This is a genomic window from Bradyrhizobium sp. P5_C11_2 (assembly GCF_054049755.1).
Genome location: NZ_JBFULT010000030.1, coordinates 13,438 through 29,380 on the forward strand (window position 1 = coordinate 13,438; position 15,943 = coordinate 29,380).

The 15,943-nt window shown below is 60.8% G+C and carries 12 protein-coding genes and 1 tRNA gene; 10 read left to right on the forward strand and 3 right to left on the reverse strand.

Annotated features, from left to right (window positions below):
• Nucleotide 1: 1 nt before the first annotated feature.
• Entirely contained in the window at nucleotides 2-1,459 is a 1,458-nt protein-coding gene (locus ACXJL8_RS05520) for a DUF1254 domain-containing protein (protein WP_456684728.1), read from the forward strand.
• A 111-nt stretch (nucleotides 1,460-1,570) separates the two neighbouring features.
• A complete protein-coding gene (locus ACXJL8_RS05525) occupies nucleotides 1,571-3,013 on the forward strand; it encodes a DUF1254 domain-containing protein (RefSeq protein WP_456623303.1) in 1,443 nt (480 codons plus the stop codon).
• A gap of 243 nt (nucleotides 3,014-3,256) precedes the next feature.
• On the opposite strand, the gene ACXJL8_RS05530 is transcribed toward ACXJL8_RS05525, so the two are convergent.
• Nucleotides 3,257-3,910, reverse strand: coding sequence for a hydrolase (locus ACXJL8_RS05530; RefSeq protein WP_027549465.1), 654 nt, complete (start codon nucleotides 3,908-3,910; stop codon nucleotides 3,257-3,259).
• A gap of 152 nt (nucleotides 3,911-4,062) precedes the next feature.
• Between ACXJL8_RS05530 and ACXJL8_RS05535 the strand changes: the two genes are divergently transcribed.
• Nucleotides 4,063-4,935, forward strand: a complete 873-nt coding sequence (locus tag ACXJL8_RS05535) for a LysR family transcriptional regulator (protein ID WP_456623302.1) — start codon at nucleotides 4,063-4,065, stop codon at nucleotides 4,933-4,935.
• A gap of 6 nt (nucleotides 4,936-4,941) precedes the next feature.
• Here ACXJL8_RS05535 and ACXJL8_RS05540 read toward each other — a convergent pair.
• Nucleotides 4,942-5,017 (reverse strand) — tRNA-Ile (locus tag ACXJL8_RS05540).
• Nucleotides 5,018-5,298: 281 nt separating this feature from the next.
• Here ACXJL8_RS05540 and ACXJL8_RS05545 point away from each other — a divergent pair.
• From ACXJL8_RS05545 to ACXJL8_RS05565, 5 genes are all read left to right on the forward strand, one after another.
• Nucleotides 5,299-6,714, forward strand: coding sequence for an FAD-dependent oxidoreductase (locus ACXJL8_RS05545; RefSeq protein WP_456684729.1), 1,416 nt, complete (start codon nucleotides 5,299-5,301; stop codon nucleotides 6,712-6,714).
• A gap of 180 nt (nucleotides 6,715-6,894) precedes the next feature.
• The gene (locus tag ACXJL8_RS05550) at nucleotides 6,895-8,496 is read left to right on the forward strand and encodes an alpha-amylase family glycosyl hydrolase (RefSeq protein ID WP_456623300.1); all 1,602 of its coding nucleotides are present in this window, start codon (nucleotides 6,895-6,897) and stop codon (nucleotides 8,494-8,496) included.
• Between the two features lie 24 nt (nucleotides 8,497-8,520).
• Complete coding sequence (locus tag ACXJL8_RS05555; RefSeq protein WP_456684730.1) at nucleotides 8,521-9,528, forward strand: glycosyltransferase family 4 protein; 1,008 nt, start codon at nucleotides 8,521-8,523, stop codon at nucleotides 9,526-9,528.
• A 628-nt stretch (nucleotides 9,529-10,156) separates the two neighbouring features.
• Nucleotides 10,157-10,282: a hypothetical protein gene (locus ACXJL8_RS05560; RefSeq protein ID WP_456621538.1), complete on the forward strand. Its 126-nt coding sequence runs from the start codon at nucleotides 10,157-10,159 to the stop codon at nucleotides 10,280-10,282.
• A 78-nt stretch (nucleotides 10,283-10,360) separates the two neighbouring features.
• Entirely contained in the window at nucleotides 10,361-11,203 is an 843-nt protein-coding gene (locus ACXJL8_RS05565; RefSeq protein ID WP_456621539.1) for an enoyl-CoA hydratase-related protein, read from the forward strand.
• Between the two features lie 818 nt (nucleotides 11,204-12,021).
• On the opposite strand, the gene ACXJL8_RS05570 is transcribed toward ACXJL8_RS05565, so the two are convergent.
• Nucleotides 12,022-13,671 (reverse strand): amidohydrolase, encoded by a 1,650-nt coding sequence (locus ACXJL8_RS05570; protein WP_456684731.1) that lies wholly within the window; start codon nucleotides 13,669-13,671, stop codon nucleotides 12,022-12,024.
• A 768-nt stretch (nucleotides 13,672-14,439) separates the two neighbouring features.
• On the opposite strand from ACXJL8_RS05570, the gene ACXJL8_RS05575 reads away from it, so the two are divergent.
• Nucleotides 14,440-15,024, forward strand: a complete 585-nt coding sequence (locus ACXJL8_RS05575; RefSeq protein ID WP_456621541.1) for a hypothetical protein — start codon at nucleotides 14,440-14,442, stop codon at nucleotides 15,022-15,024.
• Between the two features lie 215 nt (nucleotides 15,025-15,239).
• Nucleotides 15,240-15,943, forward strand: a 704-nt coding sequence (locus tag ACXJL8_RS05580) for a LuxR C-terminal-related transcriptional regulator (RefSeq protein ID WP_456684732.1), incomplete at its 3' end; no start/stop codon positions are given.

The window sequence follows — 15,943 nt, forward strand, 5'->3', positions numbered from 1 at the left end:
CATGTTTCGAGGAATTCTGGCGCTGGCAATTTCTCTTTGCCTCGGCGCGGCGGCGGCGCCTGCCGCGCGGGCGCAGGGCGCTGCACCGGCCATCACCGAACAAGAGGCGCATGCCATCGCGGTGGATGCCTATGTCTACCTTTACTCGCTGATGTCGATGGACATCTCGAGAAAGCAATTCACCAACGGCACGACCGATTTCAGAGGCCCGATGAATACCTTTGTCAACGTGCCGGAATACCCCCCGGCCAATTTCAAGGGGGTGGTGCGGCCGAACTTCGATACGCTGTATTCCGTCTCCTGGCTGGACATGACCAAGGAGCCCATCGTCATCTCCGCACCAGATACAAGTGGGCGCTACTATCTGCTGCCGATGCTCRACATGTGGACCGACGTCTTCGCATCGCCCGGCTGGCGAACGACGGGCACCAAGGCCGGCACGTTCCTGATCACACCTCCGGGCTGGCGGCCCGATCTGCGCGACAAGTTCGCGGAAGAATTCAAGCTTCCGAGCGACACCAAGCGCATCGAAGCGCCGACGCCCTATGTCTGGGTGATCGGCCGCACCAAGACGGATGGCCCGCCGGATTACGATGCCGTCCATAAGATTCAGGCCGGTTACAAGGTCGCGTTGCTGTCCGAGTACGGCAAGACACCCAAGCCGGTCGAATTCAAGCCGGACCCAAGCGTCGACATGAAGACGCCACCGAAGGTCCAGGTCGACACCATGTCGGCGGGCGTGTACTTCGCCAACGCCGCGGAGCTGCTCAAGCTTCACCCGCCGCACGTGACCGATGAGCCGATCATCGCGCAGATGAAGAAGATCGGCATCGAGTCCGGCAAGAGTTTTGATATCGGCAAGCTCGATCCGGTGTTGCAACGGGCGCTGGAGACCGCACCGCAGGATGGCCAGAAGCTGATGGCATGGAAAGTGCCGACACTGGCGCGGGTCGCGAACGGCTGGTCGATGAACACCGATACGATGGGTGTCTACGGCAACTACTATTTGAAGCGAGCCATCGTCGCCCAGCTTGGGCTGGGCGCGAACCTGCCCGAGGATGCGATCTATCCGCTCAATCTCGGCGACGAGACCGGCAAGCCGCTGGACGGAGCCAACAAGTACACAATTACGTTTGAGAAGGACGCCGCCCCGCCGGTCAATGCCTTCTGGTCGATCACGCTATACGACCCCGAAGGTTTCCAGGTCGGCAATGTGCTCAACCGTTTTGCGGTGAGCAGCTGGATGCCGTTCAAGTACAACGCAGACGGGTCGCTCGATATATTCTTCCAGAACGATAGTCCGGGCAAGGACAAGGAGGCCAACTGGCTTCCGGCGCCGAAGGGAGCCTTCAATCTGACCATGCGGCTCTACAGCCCGAAGTCCGATGCGCTGACCGGAAAATGGAATCCGCCGCCGGTCGTGAAGACGCAGGCGGGCACGGTGGGCTTGGCCCAATAAGGTTGATGTGAGCGCCGGCGCTTCGGCGCCGGCGTTCGACCGCACAAGCACAGACATCCCCGGAAGACCGATCGTTCGAGGCCGAAGCGAGTTGATCTTGAGGAGATTCACATGTTGACCAAACGTGAACTGCTTCGCACTGCTGCGATGACGACAGTCATTCTTGCGGCGACGAGGACCGTGCCGGCGTTTGCCCAGGCCAGCGCCGACCGACCGGGCTTCCTGAAGGCAAAAGACATTGCCGAGGCAGGCTTCATCTACGGCCTGCCGATCGTGATGAACTATGCCGTCATGTATGAATACGCCGTGGATCGCAACTCGGGGCAGTTCAAGGCGCCGTTCAATCAGATCAAGAACGAGCCCAACGTGTTCACCTACAAGGACACCGCCATCGTCACGCCGAACAGCGACACGCCCTATTCATTCGTGTGGATGGACCTGCGGGCGGAGCCGATCGTTCTTTCCGTCCCGGCAGTGGACCCCAAGCGCTACTATTCGGTGATGCTCTGCGACGGCAATACCTACAACTACGGCTACATCGGCAATCGTGCCACGGGAAGCGAGGCCGGCGATTACATGGTGGTGGGGCCGGACTGGAAGGGTGCGCCGCCGCCTGGAATAAAGAAGGTGTTCCGGTCAAGCACGCAGTTTTCAGTTGCCGGCTATCGCACCCAGCTCTTCAACGCCGACGACCTCGACAACGTCAAGAAGGTGCAGGACGGGTACAAGGTACAGACGCTTTCTGCCTATCTGAAACAACCGGTCACGACGGCCGCGGCGACCGTCGACTTTCCAAAGATCGACAAGGAACTCGTGAAGACCAATTTCTTCGAATTCCTCGATTTCGCCCTGCAGTTCGCGCCCGCCCAGGAGAACGAGAAGGACATACGCGCAAAGCTTGCCACCATCGGCGTTGGACCCGGCAAGACCTTCAACTTCAGAGACCTGCCGCTGGAGCAGAAGCTCGAAATCGGCCTGGGAATGAAGGAAGGGGAGCGGAAGATCGATGAGGCGGTCGCGACGGTCGGCAAGGATGTCAACGGCTGGCGGGTCGGTTCGTTGCCGGGCGATAGCGCGCATTACAATGGCGACTGGCTGAAGCGCGCCGTCGCCGCCAAGGCCGGCATCTACGGCAACGATGCCGTGGAGGCGGTGTACCCCCTCACGCGCACCGACAGCGATGGCCAGACACTCGATGGCAGCAAGCACGCCTACACGCTGACATTCGCTCCAGGTCAGCAGCCGCCGGTGAATGCCTTCTGGTCCATCACAATGTACGACGGGAAAACGCAGCTTCTCATCGAGAACCCGATCAACCGGTATCTGGTCAATTCACCGATGCTGCCCAACATGAAGACCAACACCGATGGATCGCTGACACTTTACGTCCAGAATAAATCGCCCGGCGCCGACAAGGAAGCCAATTGGCTGCCGGCTCCAGACGGCCCGATTTATCTGGTGATGCGGCTCTACTGGCCGAAGACAGAGCCACCTTCGATCCTGCCCGCGGGCGAAGGAACCTGGCAGCCGCCCGGAATAAAGAGGGTGTCGTAGAGCTGGAAATTTCTGCCCGTGCATTAGTCCCGCGGCCGGTATGCGGCGGGACTGGCATGACACCGGGGTAAGTCAGTCGGTCGATCATTGCGGAATTACATCGAACCATTGTCTCAGTTGCCGCATCCGTCGTTCTCGCACCCCAACTCGTGTTTCATCCAGTTTAGTTGGGTCATACATCGATAGGCGGTGAGGGTGACGAGGCTCTGCAACGGTTCGAGGATCCTCATCACCCAGTTCAGCTCAGCCCGCGCTTTTCGGGACCGGTGTGTTGAGCAGCTGCTGCTCCCACAGGAACGCGATGCCACTCCCGCCGGCATGCTGCAGGATCACCTCCGTCAGCTTGACGGCCTGGTCGGCCCTGGCCCAGTCGCGCTGCCATTCGGCCGCCACTGCCAACCAAGTCATCATGTTGGCGCCGGCGGTAATCATGCGCTGGATGGCGACCTCGTGGGCCTCGACCGAAACGGCACCGGACGCATCTGTGACCACAGTGACGTCCCAGCCTTCGCCGAGGGCCTGGATCGTCGGCATCGCGACGCATATCTCGGTCCACAGACCAGCGATGATCAGCTGCTTGCGGCCCGTGGCCTTGACCGCGTCCACCACCTTCTTATCCTGCCAGGTGTTGATGAACGTCCGGTCGATCACCTCCTGTCCCGGGAACACTTCGGTGATCTGGGGGAAGAGGAGGCCACCCCGTTCGGCAATCACGCTCGTGAGGATCGTGGGGACACCGAAGGCCTTTGCGGCCTTCGCGAGAGCTGCCGTGTTGTTGATCACCATCTGCGGTTCATGGCTGTTCACGTTCGCAAGCTGGTAGGGCTGGTGGTCGATCAGAACGAGCACCGAGTCTTCGGGACGAAGAAGCGAAGCAAGGCCGTTACGAAGTTTCATCATGGCATCCTTTGTTGCCGTTGAATGCGGCATCGGTTTTGGGGAGACGCTCGCCAGAGGCGGCGTCACCTGCAGGGCTTATTGCCGTTCCCGCGTTCGATGCGGTAGTACCGTTTCGTGGCAAGCTGTGTCGCGAAATGAGGTACGCCAAAGTGGACATCGAAGAGCTACGGACATTCGTGGAAGTTGCCGATGCTGGCGGAGTTTCGCCTGCTGCGCTCCGGCTCGGGGTCTCCAAGTCAATCGTCAGTCGACGGCTCTTGCGGCTTGAATCGGAACTTGGTGTCCAGCTCCTTGCACGAACCACCCGCGGCGCCGCTCTAACGGAAGCTGGTGCGACGTTCAGAGACTATGCTGCGAGGGCCTGCACCGAGATCGACGTGGCCAAGGAGACGATCCTGCCTGCCGGCGAGCTTCGTGGACGCTTGCGAGTTGCCGTGCCGCTGTCCTTCGGCTCGAACTATTTCGCTCCCGTGATGGCGGAAATGGCGCGACGACACCCCCAGCTCCAAATCCACAGCTGCTACAGTGACCAATTCGTTGATCTCATCGCAGAAGGTTATGATTGCGCGATTCGGATTGGCTATCTTCAAGACTCAAATTTGATCGCCAAGCGCGTCGGACCGATCTACGGCAAGTTCGTTGCGAGTCCTGGCTACATCAAAGAGCACGGATCGCCTGAGACACCAGAGGAACTCATCGCCCATCAAGCTCTCATGCAGGGCACCGAAGCCTGGCAGCTCATGGACGGCGACAAGATCATCACGGTTCGTCCACAGGGGCGCTTCAAGGCCGACAACGGCACAGCTCTGGTGGCCGCCGCAACTGCAGGACTCGGGATTGCCTACCTCCCCGATTTCCTCACCAATGAATTGTTGGTATCGGGGGCGCTTGTTTCAGTCATGACCCGTCATCCACCACCTCCGGCGGGTGCCTATGTCATCCGCCCGCCAGGCCAGCATCCCGCGCGCAAGATCCGAGTCCTCACGGAATTGCTGATCGAGCATTGCGATCCGGTCAAGTGATTGTGCTGGTGGGCCCGGCAGGACTCGAACCTGCAACCAGACCGTTATGAGCGGCCGGCTCTAACCATTGAGCTACAGGCCCCGCCGCGAGACGGCCATGGGATGCGCGGCCGGCAACGGTGCGTCACCGTTTCACTTTGCGGGATTGTCGGCGCATCTTTCGTGTAACGCGCCCCGCTGGCCGGAGGACACACCGGGCGCGGAATTATGCCATATGTTACAACCACGACTTGCATGATTGCCGGAAAACCAGCAGTATGCGTGTTGGCTCAGGGGCGATCTGGAGTTGAACGATCTCGCCGCATCGCGGCGTCGTCGTCCCGGGATCGGCCCGACACATCCGCGCCTCACCCCGGGGATCCGATGACACGCATCGACGCAGTCGACTGCAACGCGAGTATCGCCATCATCGGCGCAGGCCCGGCGGGCCTGTCGACCGCATGGTTCCTGTCCAAGCACGGCTTTCACAACGTCACGGTGCTCGAGAAGCTCGGCCAGATCGGCGGGCTCTGCAAAAGTCTCACCGTCGACGGCATGAGCTACGACCTCGGCGCCAACTACCTCACCTGGGCCTACCAGGAAACGCTGAAGATCGCAGACGAGGTCGGCGCGACCACCTATGCCGAGAAGCCCTATACCTCGATCGACATCGCGCCGGACTGGAGCAGCTTCAAGTACCGATCGCTGATCGAGGCCGTGCTCTACGATCCCTACACCAAGTCGAAGATCCCGTGGTGGACCTTTCTCTGGGCGGCTTTTCGATACCTTTACATCCGCTGGCAGCTGAGCGGCGTCATCGACGCGCCGGACTACCTCGAGACGATCCACGAGCGCCCGGAGCTCTGCGTCGACTTCAAGACCTGGCTCGCAAAACAGCAGCTGACGCCGCTGGCGACACTGTTCCAGTTTCCGATCACGATCATGGGCTACGGCCAGCTCGACGACATCGCGGCGCCGTACGCGCTGCGCTACATGTCCGTCCGGACGTTCTTTCCGATGGTGTTCGGTCACGGCCCGGTCAACTGGATCATCGGGACCTGGCCGCGACGCTTCACCGACGGATTCCAGCGGCTGTGGGAACGGGTGTCGTGGCGGGTCGACGTCCGGCTCAACGTCAACATCACCAGGATCGAGCGTTCGGCGGACGGTGTCCAGATCGACATGGAGTACCCCGAGCAGGATCTGAACACCCTCAAGATCGTCAAGGACACCAAGCGCTATGATTATCTGGTGCTCGCCTGTCCGCTGACGGCGGACGTGTTCGTACGGCTCGGCCTCGTTCCGAACGCCGCGRAGCAGAAGCTGAACCGCGAGATCCGGATCAATCCGTATTGCATGACGACGTTCTGGATCGACATGAAGATGGCGGCGCCCGTCGCGCCGGTGCTGCCGCTGACCGAACCGGGCACGCCGTGGGCGGTTGCGCGGCAGTTTCAGGACAGCGGCAACATGTTCACGCAGTTCTACACGCGGCCCACCGAGAACCAGACCGACGACCAGGTCATCGCGGAGGTCAAGCGCCTGACCAAACTCCTCGGCGGCACGATCGACACCAGCCAGCCGCGCTGGCACACGTTCGACGAGTTCACCTACTTCCAGCACTTCACGCCGGAGCAGATCAAGGCCGGCATCTATGCCGACCTCGCCCGCATGCAGGGCGGCGACAGCACGTTCTACGTCGGCGGCGCGACCGACTTCGAGCTGGTCGAGCCGATCGTCGTCCATTCGAGATATATCGTCGAGAAGCACTTCGCCGGCGTGGCCCAGCGCGCGACGTAGCAAAAATCCGTCGACTTTCGATCGCGGCAGGAACAGAGTGGCTTGCCATGGCTCGCTGTGCAATCCTCTGTCTCGAAGAAGGATGGACTAGTTTTGACGACACCGTGTGATCAGTAAACGGCAATCGGCGCACACGCCAAGGGCTCGGTTTCAAGGGCTCGGTTTGAGGGCTCGGTTTGCATGACCGCGCTCTGGTGGCAGACATGCGTGATCTATCAGATCTACCCGCGCTCCTTTCAGGACAGCAACGGCGACGGTATCGGCGACCTCAAGGGGATCGAGCAGCGGCTCGACTATCTTGTCGGCCTTGGGGTCGAAGCGATCTGGATCTCGCCGATTTATCCGTCGCCGATGGTCGATTTCGGCTATGACGTTGCCGGCTATTGCGACATAGATCCATGCTTCGGCAATTTGGCGGATTTTGACGACCTGCTGATGCAAGCGCATCGGCGGGGGCTCAAGGTCCTGCTCGACTTCGTGCCCAACCACACCTCCGACCAGCATCCATGGTTCGTCGAGAGCCGCGCTGCCCGGGAAAATGAGAAAAGAGACTGGTACATCTGGCGCGATTCCGCCGCAGACGGCGGACCKCCCAACAACTGGATCAGCGATTTCGGCGGCTCAGCCTGGCAATGGGACGAGATCACCGGGCAATACTACTACCACGCCTTTCTGAAGGAGCAGCCGGACCTCAACTGGCGTCATCCGGATGTGCAGGCGGCGATGTACGATGTGATGCGGTTCTGGTTCGACCGCGGCGTCGATGGCTTCCGTATCGATGTGCTGTGGCACATGCTGAAGGCGGCAGACTTCCCGGACAATCCACCCAACCCGGAATATCGGCTAGGCATGGGCGAAATGCACCGCCTGCTGCAACGCCACTCGACAGACCAGCCCGAGGTGCACCGCATCGCTGCCGCGATGCGCGAAATCGCCGACAGCTACGGCGCAAAAGGACTGGGCGAGCGGGTTCTGATCGGCGAGATCTACCTGCCGGTGGATCGGCTAATGCACTATTACGGCCGGGAACGCCCAGGCGTGCATCTGCCCTTCAATTTCCAGCTCATCGATATGCCGTGGGACGCGCATACCCTTGCGACGGCAATCACCAATTATGAGGCCGCACTTCCGTTCGCTGGCTGGCCAAACTGGGTGCTCGGCAACCACGACCGGCCGCGCGTCGCCACCAGGCTGGGTCAGGCTCAGGCCCGCGTCGCTTCTGTCTTGCTGCTGACGCTGCGCGGCACACCCACAGTCTATTATGGCGACGAACTGGGTTTGAGCGATGTCATGATCGAATCCTCGCAAGTGAGGGACCCGCGCGAGTTGCGTGAGCCCGGGTTGGCGTTGGGCCGGGATCCCGTGCGCACGCCGATGCCGTGGGATGGCAGCGAAAATGCGGGTTTCAGCACGGCCAAACCGTGGCTGCCGCTCCATGCCGACTGGCGGACGCGCAACGTGGCGCGGATGACGGAAGATCCTCAATCCATCCTGACACTTTATCGTCGCTTGCTTGCGCTCAGACGCGATTGTCCGGCTTTGTCGATCGGCGACTTTGTTGTGTTGAATGTCGAAGACGAGATACTGGTCTACGAGCGTCGGCACGATTCGGAGCGGCTGATGGTGGCGCTGAACCTCGGGGGACGGCCCTACCTTCTGCAATTGCCGGATTGGGCGCGCGGGAGCCGGCTGCTCCTGTCCACGCACGAGGATGCGGTGCTGGCCGAAGACGGCGCTGTCCTGCTACGGTCGAATGAAGGCGTCGTGCTCGAGGCCGGATAGCACAGAGCAGGGAAGGATGGTCGTTTGCGCATTGCCATGCTGGCGCCGATCTCCTGGCGTACACCGCCGCGCCACTACGGGCCCTGGGAGCAGGTCACGAGTCTCCTGACGGAGGCGTTGGTGGCGCGCGGCGTCGACGTCACCCTGTTCGCCACGTTGGATAGCAGGACTTCAGCCCGTCTGGATGGGGTCTGCCCGGCGCCCTATTCCGAAGATCCCGCGATCGACGCGAAAGTGTGGGAGATGCTCCACGTCGCCCATGTCTTCGAGCAGGCCGGAGAGTTCGACCTGATTCACAACCAGGCCGATTTCGTCCCGCTCGCCTTCTCGCGGCTGGTTGGGACCCCGATGGTGACGACAATCCACGGCCTCTCGTCGAAACGCATTCTGCCTGCCTACAAGCAATACGAAGATCGCGTCCACTATGTCGCCATCAGCCAGGCCGATCGTCATCCGGACCTGCGCTATGCTGCAACGATCCACCACGGTATCCCGCTGGCAGACTTTCCATTCGATCCGCATGGCAGCGAAGACCTGCTTTTCTTCGGCCGCATCCATCCGGACAAGGGGCCTGCCGAAGCGATCACGGCGGCACATCGATCGGGACGGAAATTGATCATGGCCGGCATCGTCCAGAACCAGGATTACCACAATGAGCAGGTCGCCCCCGCACTCGACGACCGGTCTGTGGTCTATCTTGGCCCGGTCGGTGGAGCGGCGCGCGCGGCAACGCTCGGATCCGCGCGCGCGCTACTCCACCTCATTAATTTCGATGAGCCGTTCGGCCTGTCGGTGGTGGAAGCGCTGGCTTGCGGAACGCCGGTCATTGCCTGCAACCGGGGATCGATGCCCGAACTGATCGAGGATGGCGTGACCGGGTTTCTGGTCGACAGTCTCGACGCAGCGGTCGATGCGATAGCTCGCATCGACCAAATCGATCGCGCGGCTTGCCGCGCCGCAGTATCCGCGCGCTTCACGGTAGACCTCATGGCGGATCGATATTTGGACTTGTACCGATCGATCCTGGGTTGAGAGCCGGGGGTGCGATAGTATTACGGTTATTACGGTGACAGTGCATTTAATTCATGAGCCTTCGAACCCGCGAAAGCCGGAGTTCATTGAGTGCACCGTCACCGCAATCCCGACTTCAGACATGCGTGGATGCGGGTGCGGGTCACGCAACGGTGAGCGTGCCGATTTGCCGTTCGCGCAGCTGTGATTTTCCACTGCGTGTCTTTTCTCAAGCGCATACCTACCTAATCCTTGTCCAAAAAGTTCGAAGGAAACGCTTTCAACAGAGCAGCCGATTCTAGCCAGCGCGAACGCTCCGCACGAAAGCAACAATCGTTCGGAGTACGACTATGATTGGATTCAGGACTGCCATTATTGCAGCGATTATGTCGATTGGCGCGATAAGCTCTGCAAGTGCCCAGTGCCCGACGTGGGCGACTCAAAATCCCGCTTCGTTTCAGGCGCAATATCCCGACAGGGATGTGTTGAACGACTGCGAGTTAACGCCAGCAGGCAGAATGGGCCTCGAACTCCCTGGCGGCGCGGCTCCCTGGTTTGGGCCCAACAGGGCTTATGGGGCAATGCCTGGCGTTGCTCAACACCACAGCTTTCAGCATCGATCGCGGTGAGTATCTGAAGATAAACCCGAATGGTCGGATTCCGGCCCGTCGATCGCGATATCGAGATGTTCGAGGCCGCCGCGATCAAGGCGGCCATTGTGGTTCTCGGTTCGTCGGGGTCGATCTCCGGAGAGGTATTCAAGATGCTCGCTTAAGAAAAATCATCCGCATCAGCAGTGGCCGTTCTTTTTGGGACGGTCGCGTTGCAGGCCCAAAAATCGGGAGACAAGTCGATGACATCACAAACCGACGAAGCCGCGCAGTCCAGGCTTATGGCGGACATTCCGTACGATCAGCAGACGAAGATCACCATCGAGCGCAAAGGCCAAATTGTACTGATTGGCATCAATCGGCCCTACATCGGCAACCGGCTGGATCCGGATGCGACAGAAAGCTTGGCGAGAGCATACTACGAGTACGATCGGGATCCCTCGCTCCGTGCGGCGGTTCTGTTCGGCTATGGCGACCGCTTCTCCAGAGGTGTCGATGTCGACGCCTACAAGGCATTCGCTCAGTCTGGAAAAAAGATGATGGATGGGCCCGGCTTCATCGACCCTCTAGGGCGGACCAAGCCAGCGCTCACGAAGCCTCTGGTTGTCGCGGTGCATGGCGACACCTGGAATATGGCGCACGAGCTCTTCCTTGTAGCGGACATACGCGTAGCGTCGGAAGACACGGAGTTCGGTCAGGATGAGAACACGCACGGCCGTTTTCCCGGAGGCGGCGCAACGGTTCGTTTCCCCAGAGAAGCCGGATGGGGAAATGCCATGCGGTTCATTCTAACAGGCGATCATTGGGGTGCGAAGGAAGCCCTCCGGATGGGAACGGTTCAGGAAGTGGCCCCAAACCGAGATGCGGCTCTCGCGAAGGCTGTCGAGATCGCCAACAAGATCGCCGCATGCGGCCCTCTCGGCATTAAGACGTCCCTGGCCTCCTCCCATATGGCGCTCGAAGACTCTCAGACGGCGCTCGCTAAGCTCGGCGACCAATATCGTGCGCTGCTCACGACCAGGGATTTCCAGGAAGGCCGTGATGCCGAGGCACAAAAGCGTCCACCCGTTTACGAGGGACGGTGACAACAAGGGTTTCGGTGACAGTGCATTTAATTCATGAGCCTTCGAACCCGCGAAGCGGCCGGAGTCATTGAGTGCACTGTCACCGTAATCCCCTGGCGGCGCGGCTCCCTGGCTTGGGCCCAACAGGGCTTATGGGGCAATGCCTGGCGTTGCTCAACACCACAGCTTTCAGCACCGATCGCGGTGAGTATCTGAAGATAAACCCGATTGGTCGGAGTCCGGCCCGTCGATCGCAGTATCGAGATGTTCGAGGCCGCCGGAGTTCTGCAGGCGTGGCGATCCCGGCTTCGACATTCGCTCGGTCTACGGACAGGCAGTCCGGTGACAGTGCACTTAAGTCCTGTCGGAAGCGGCTGGAATCATTGAGTGCAATGTCACGGTAATCCCGGCGTTCGGTCAGGGACGCCCGCGATTTCTCGCGTTAGACGGCGTGCCTGCCGTCTGTAGCGGTTCACCGGCCGCACGGTCCAGCGGCGGGTGCGGCCTGGCGAGTCCGATTGTTCCGGGAGCTGCGTCGTTGCTGACCGCAGGCATGTTGACGCGCTCCATCGTGATCGTAGATGCAACCACAATGGCGACGGCGAGGGCGATAGCACTCAAGACTAAGGTTGTCCGATTCTGGTCTTCCATCGTTAGACCTCCGCGAAACGGCTCCATAGCGCGGGGATAACGCCGGATCGGCGATTTGGTTCTTGCGGTGGCCGGCGATGGGTCGGGTTCGCTCGCGCGCAGCGGTTCGTCCGTCCCCGCTCTCACCTCGTTCAGGCTGCGCCGGACATCACGCTTCGCCCCTCGTTCTCCGCGCGGGCCTCCAGCTCCTATTTTGCGTTTGCGAAAACATCCGCGGCGTAGACGGCCTTGCCGCCCACGACCGTCAGCAGAGACGCCGTGGCGCCAATTTGGTCGACGGGGACGGACATGAAATCACGGTCGAGAATGGCGAAGTCGGCGAGCTTGCCGGTTTCGAGCGTGCCGCGCCGCGTCTCGTCGAAGCTGAACCACGCGCTTCCCACGGTGTAGAGGCGCAAGGCATCTTCGCGGCTGGGTGTTTCGTCCGCCCGGCGCGTCGACAGTCCGCCGACGGTCTTGCCGTCGAGCATCCATTGCAGCGCAACGAACGGATTGTACGATGCGACCCGATGCGCATCCGTGCCGGCTCCGACATGGACGCCGATGCGCAACGCCGTGACGATGGGCGGCATGCTGCGCGCGGCTTCTCCGGCCTGCGCCACCATACGGTCGCCTCCGAGGTACATCGCATCCTGCATGGTCCAGCCGATACCAAGCGCCTTCATCCGCGCCAGAGTTTCGGGCGAGGTGTTGTCGAGATGGGCGATGGACCAGCGCAGCGGCGCGAGCGGCGTCTCCTTGTTGACCTCGTCATAGAGGTCGAGGAGGTGATGGACGGATTTGTCTTCCTGCCAGTGGATGGTGACCGTCAGCCCTTGTTTGGCCGCCCAGCGAATGATCTCGCGGAACTTGTCCTTGGCGGCCGCGTCGGGCGCGTTGTTGTTGTACATGGCGCCGGTGATCCGCTCGCCTAAACCGTTGAACCGCAGCATGTCGTCGCCGAATCCCATCGGCAGGAACGGCGTGAGAGCCTTGTACTCCTCGAATTCCGCGCCGACGTTCTGGGCGAACAGGCTGAAGGCGACCCGCACCGAAAGTGATTTCTCACGCCAGAGCTTTTGCAGGGCGGCGTAGTGGCTGGGATAGATGCTGAAGCCGCCGGGATCCACGATCCCGGTAATTCCAAGACGATTGAGCTCCGTGAAGAACTGCCGGGTTCCGGCGACATTCTCTTCGAAATTCGGCCTCGGCAGGCGATCGAACAGCGCGGAGATGCTGACGATGGAGCCGTTGAACCAGCCCGTGACGTCGCCCGGTGCGGCGCGCTCGGACGTGATACCGGCCGGCAACTGATCCGCGGATATCCCGAGGGCTTGCTGCGCTTTCGGCGTCATCAGCACCGCCGAATAGAACAGCTGGATGTAAGCCGGATTGTCGGGAACGGCCGACATCACCTCGGCCAGCGTCGGCCGCCGCTTCTCCGCAAACTGCAATTCGCTCCAACCACCGGCCACGATGATCCACGACGCCGGGCGTGCTTTGGCCGCCTGGCGCAAGCGTTCCATGGCCTCGGGAATCGTCTTTGCGCCGATCCAGTTGACCTCGGTTGCGTAGGTGAGGCCGGCGCGCACGGCGTGAATGTGGGAATCGATCAATCCCGGAATGATGGTGCGTCCGCCGGCGTCGACGCGGCGCGTCGCGGACCCGATCAGGCCGTCCATGGCATCGTTGCCGCCAACTGCAACGATCTTGCCGTCGCGGACCGCGAGCGCCTGCGCGATCGTCGATGCGGGGTCCAGCGTCACGATCTTTGCGTTCGTGACAATGAGGTCGGCCTTTTGTGCGCAAGCCAAAGTGGCCCAGCACGAGATCACCAAAATCGCCAGAAGCTTGCGCATGTTCAGTCCTGAAATGAGAGAGGCAGGAGCTAGAAAGGCAGGAGTGAGAGAGGCAGGAGCGGTGCCACACATCCGCCGCTGGATGCGCCCGCGGGTGGCGCAACGGTAGTGTCGCGATCTTGAGCAAGTCTGGCTCCAACAAAATCAGCTGGTCCACCGGAAAATTCGGTACCGGCTCAAGTAATCGATTTTGCAGCCCGCCTTCGCCCGTTGGGCTTCGGCGCGGCAGCCTTCGCCCGCTTCGCTTGCCATTTGTGGCTCTGGCTTGCCTAGCCGAAGCTCGCGAAGCGAGCGAAGGCTGGTGGGCCCGGCAGGACTCGAACCTGCAACCAGACCGTTATGAGCGGTGGAATATTGGTCAGCTTCGTCGATCTTCCTGCGTCTTTGTTCGAGTCCAAGTGCTCTCGTTCCGCTTCGTTCACGCCGTTTCTGGTGCGAAACTGGTGCGGTGCTCCGAAACTTGCCTGAAGGCCCTAAGTCGGCAATCGGCGATCGGCAGCGTTGGGTGGCGCAAACCTTCGGACGAACTCGCAGGTTGCAGAACGGTCCAAGAGCGGACCAAATCGGCCATGATTGCTTTCACGATTGGCCTTTTGCGGTCATCTCGGCACGGCTCTGAAGCCCGATCTCATCCGCCCATCCAGGCATGGGCCGGACAACGGCGCGCGCTTAATGGGCGCTTAATGCTTTTGCGCAACAGATAGATCACCAGCGCGGAATTAGTCCTAGTTACGAAGTGCGAGCCGAGCTCCCGAGGAGGGGAATCGGATGGGACTGCTTTTTGTCGGAGTGCTGGCAGGAATCCTGGTCGGCTTTGGCTGGTTCGCGCCTTCCCGGGGGTATTTCCTCGGGTGCGCGTCACGCCCCTGTTTCGAAAGGGTCGCTGTCGCCCAACCCGCGCAGCCAATGCCGACGGCGTTGGCGCAAGAGCCTGCGGTTGTCAGATCGAATTCCGCAACGTCGGCAAGGTCCGGCAAGACATCAACTCCGAAGAAACGGGGATCGACCGATCTTGCCAAAGCGGCGTCCCCGCGGACGACGATCAGCGTCCCGGCACCCGAACGGACCGCGGAAATGTCGGATCCTGCTCTGGACAAGGCGAAGGTTGCGATCGCGACGCAGATGGGGGATCCGGAAACGGTCGAATTCAGCGACGTGAAGCGCGCAATGCGAAAGAACATACTTGGACGCCGCGTGGATACGATTTGCGGGCGCGTGAAAGGAAGAAGCGCGTCAGGCGGCGAGGCTGGAGAGAGGCCGTTTCTGTATCTCGTGAAGGAGGATGAAGCATATGTCGTCGACGGCAAGTCAGGGTCGGCGGCCTCAACGGCGTATCGAAATATCTGCAATTAGGGGATGCGTCGACTGCGCCACCGCGCGGTACACGCCCCAAATGATTTGAGCGGAAAGAATTTCCACCCAGGTGTCAAGTGATCCCGCAGTGGATGCGGCACTAACGGCGGCACTGCGCCGCTCTCGTGATGATGCATTCGGGATGAATGCAGCAGCACGGGAGACGCAATACGGAATGGGAATATCGCGGAAGTTCTTTTCATCTCGAGGACATCATGCACGACATAACCAACACTTCAAAACGGCTCAATGAATCGCTTCATTTGCCGGTTCTGGTGATCATCGAGCCGCTCCTGTTGCCTCGTACATGCATTCTGCACGTCCTCAGGAGGGAGTTGGACCAACTTGAGATCCTCGACATGGCAACGGTCCAAGGCCTGGACTGCACGTCAGCCCGCGATGTTCGTCTGGTGATGCTGAGTATCGCGGACAAGCCCATCGGCGATCCCTCGGTTGAGGACGATCTCGCCTTCGTTGCGGTGTGTTGTCCCAACGCGGCCACTGTGGTCCTGTCAAACCATGACGACGAGCCGACCGTGCARGCCGCGATGCAGCGGGGCGTGCGCGGCTTTCTTTCCACCTCGCTACCGATCGAGATCGCCATAGCTGGCCTGCGCCTTGTTCTTGTCGGCGGCGCCTACAGGCCGTTGCCCGTGGCCGGGATGAACAGGATACCGGATTTCGAGCCGCCGGATGCGCGTGGGCTAGCGCCCGCATATCTGATGAACGAGGGAGCCAGATTGGCTATCGACAGGAGCGTGACCGATCTCACGCCTCGTGAGCAACAGGTTCTGGCGGAACTGGAGCTCGGCTTACCCAACAAGCTGATCGCCGCCAAATTGGGCCTCTCGGAAAGCACTGTCAAAATGCACATTCAGCATATCATGAGGAAGTGTGCTGCGCACAATCGCACGGAAGC

Coding starts and splice junctions, on each gene's coding strand:
- ACXJL8_RS05525 (WP_456623303.1), top strand. CDS start 1,571: ATGTTGACCAAACGTGAACTGCTTCGCACTGCTGCGATGACGACAGTC.
- ACXJL8_RS05530 (WP_027549465.1), bottom strand. CDS start 3,910: ATGAAACTTCGTAACGGCCTTGCTTCGCTTCTTCGTCCCGAAGACTCG.
- ACXJL8_RS05560 (WP_456621538.1), top strand. CDS start 10,157: ATGGTCGGATTCCGGCCCGTCGATCGCGATATCGAGATGTTCGAGGCC.
- ACXJL8_RS05565 (WP_456621539.1), top strand. CDS start 10,361: ATGACATCACAAACCGACGAAGCCGCGCAGTCCAGGCTTATGGCGGAC.
- ACXJL8_RS05570 (WP_456684731.1), bottom strand. CDS start 13,671: ATGCGCAAGCTTCTGGCGATTTTGGTGATCTCGTGCTGGGCCACTTTG.
- ACXJL8_RS05575 (WP_456621541.1), top strand. CDS start 14,440: ATGGGACTGCTTTTTGTCGGAGTGCTGGCAGGAATCCTGGTCGGCTTT.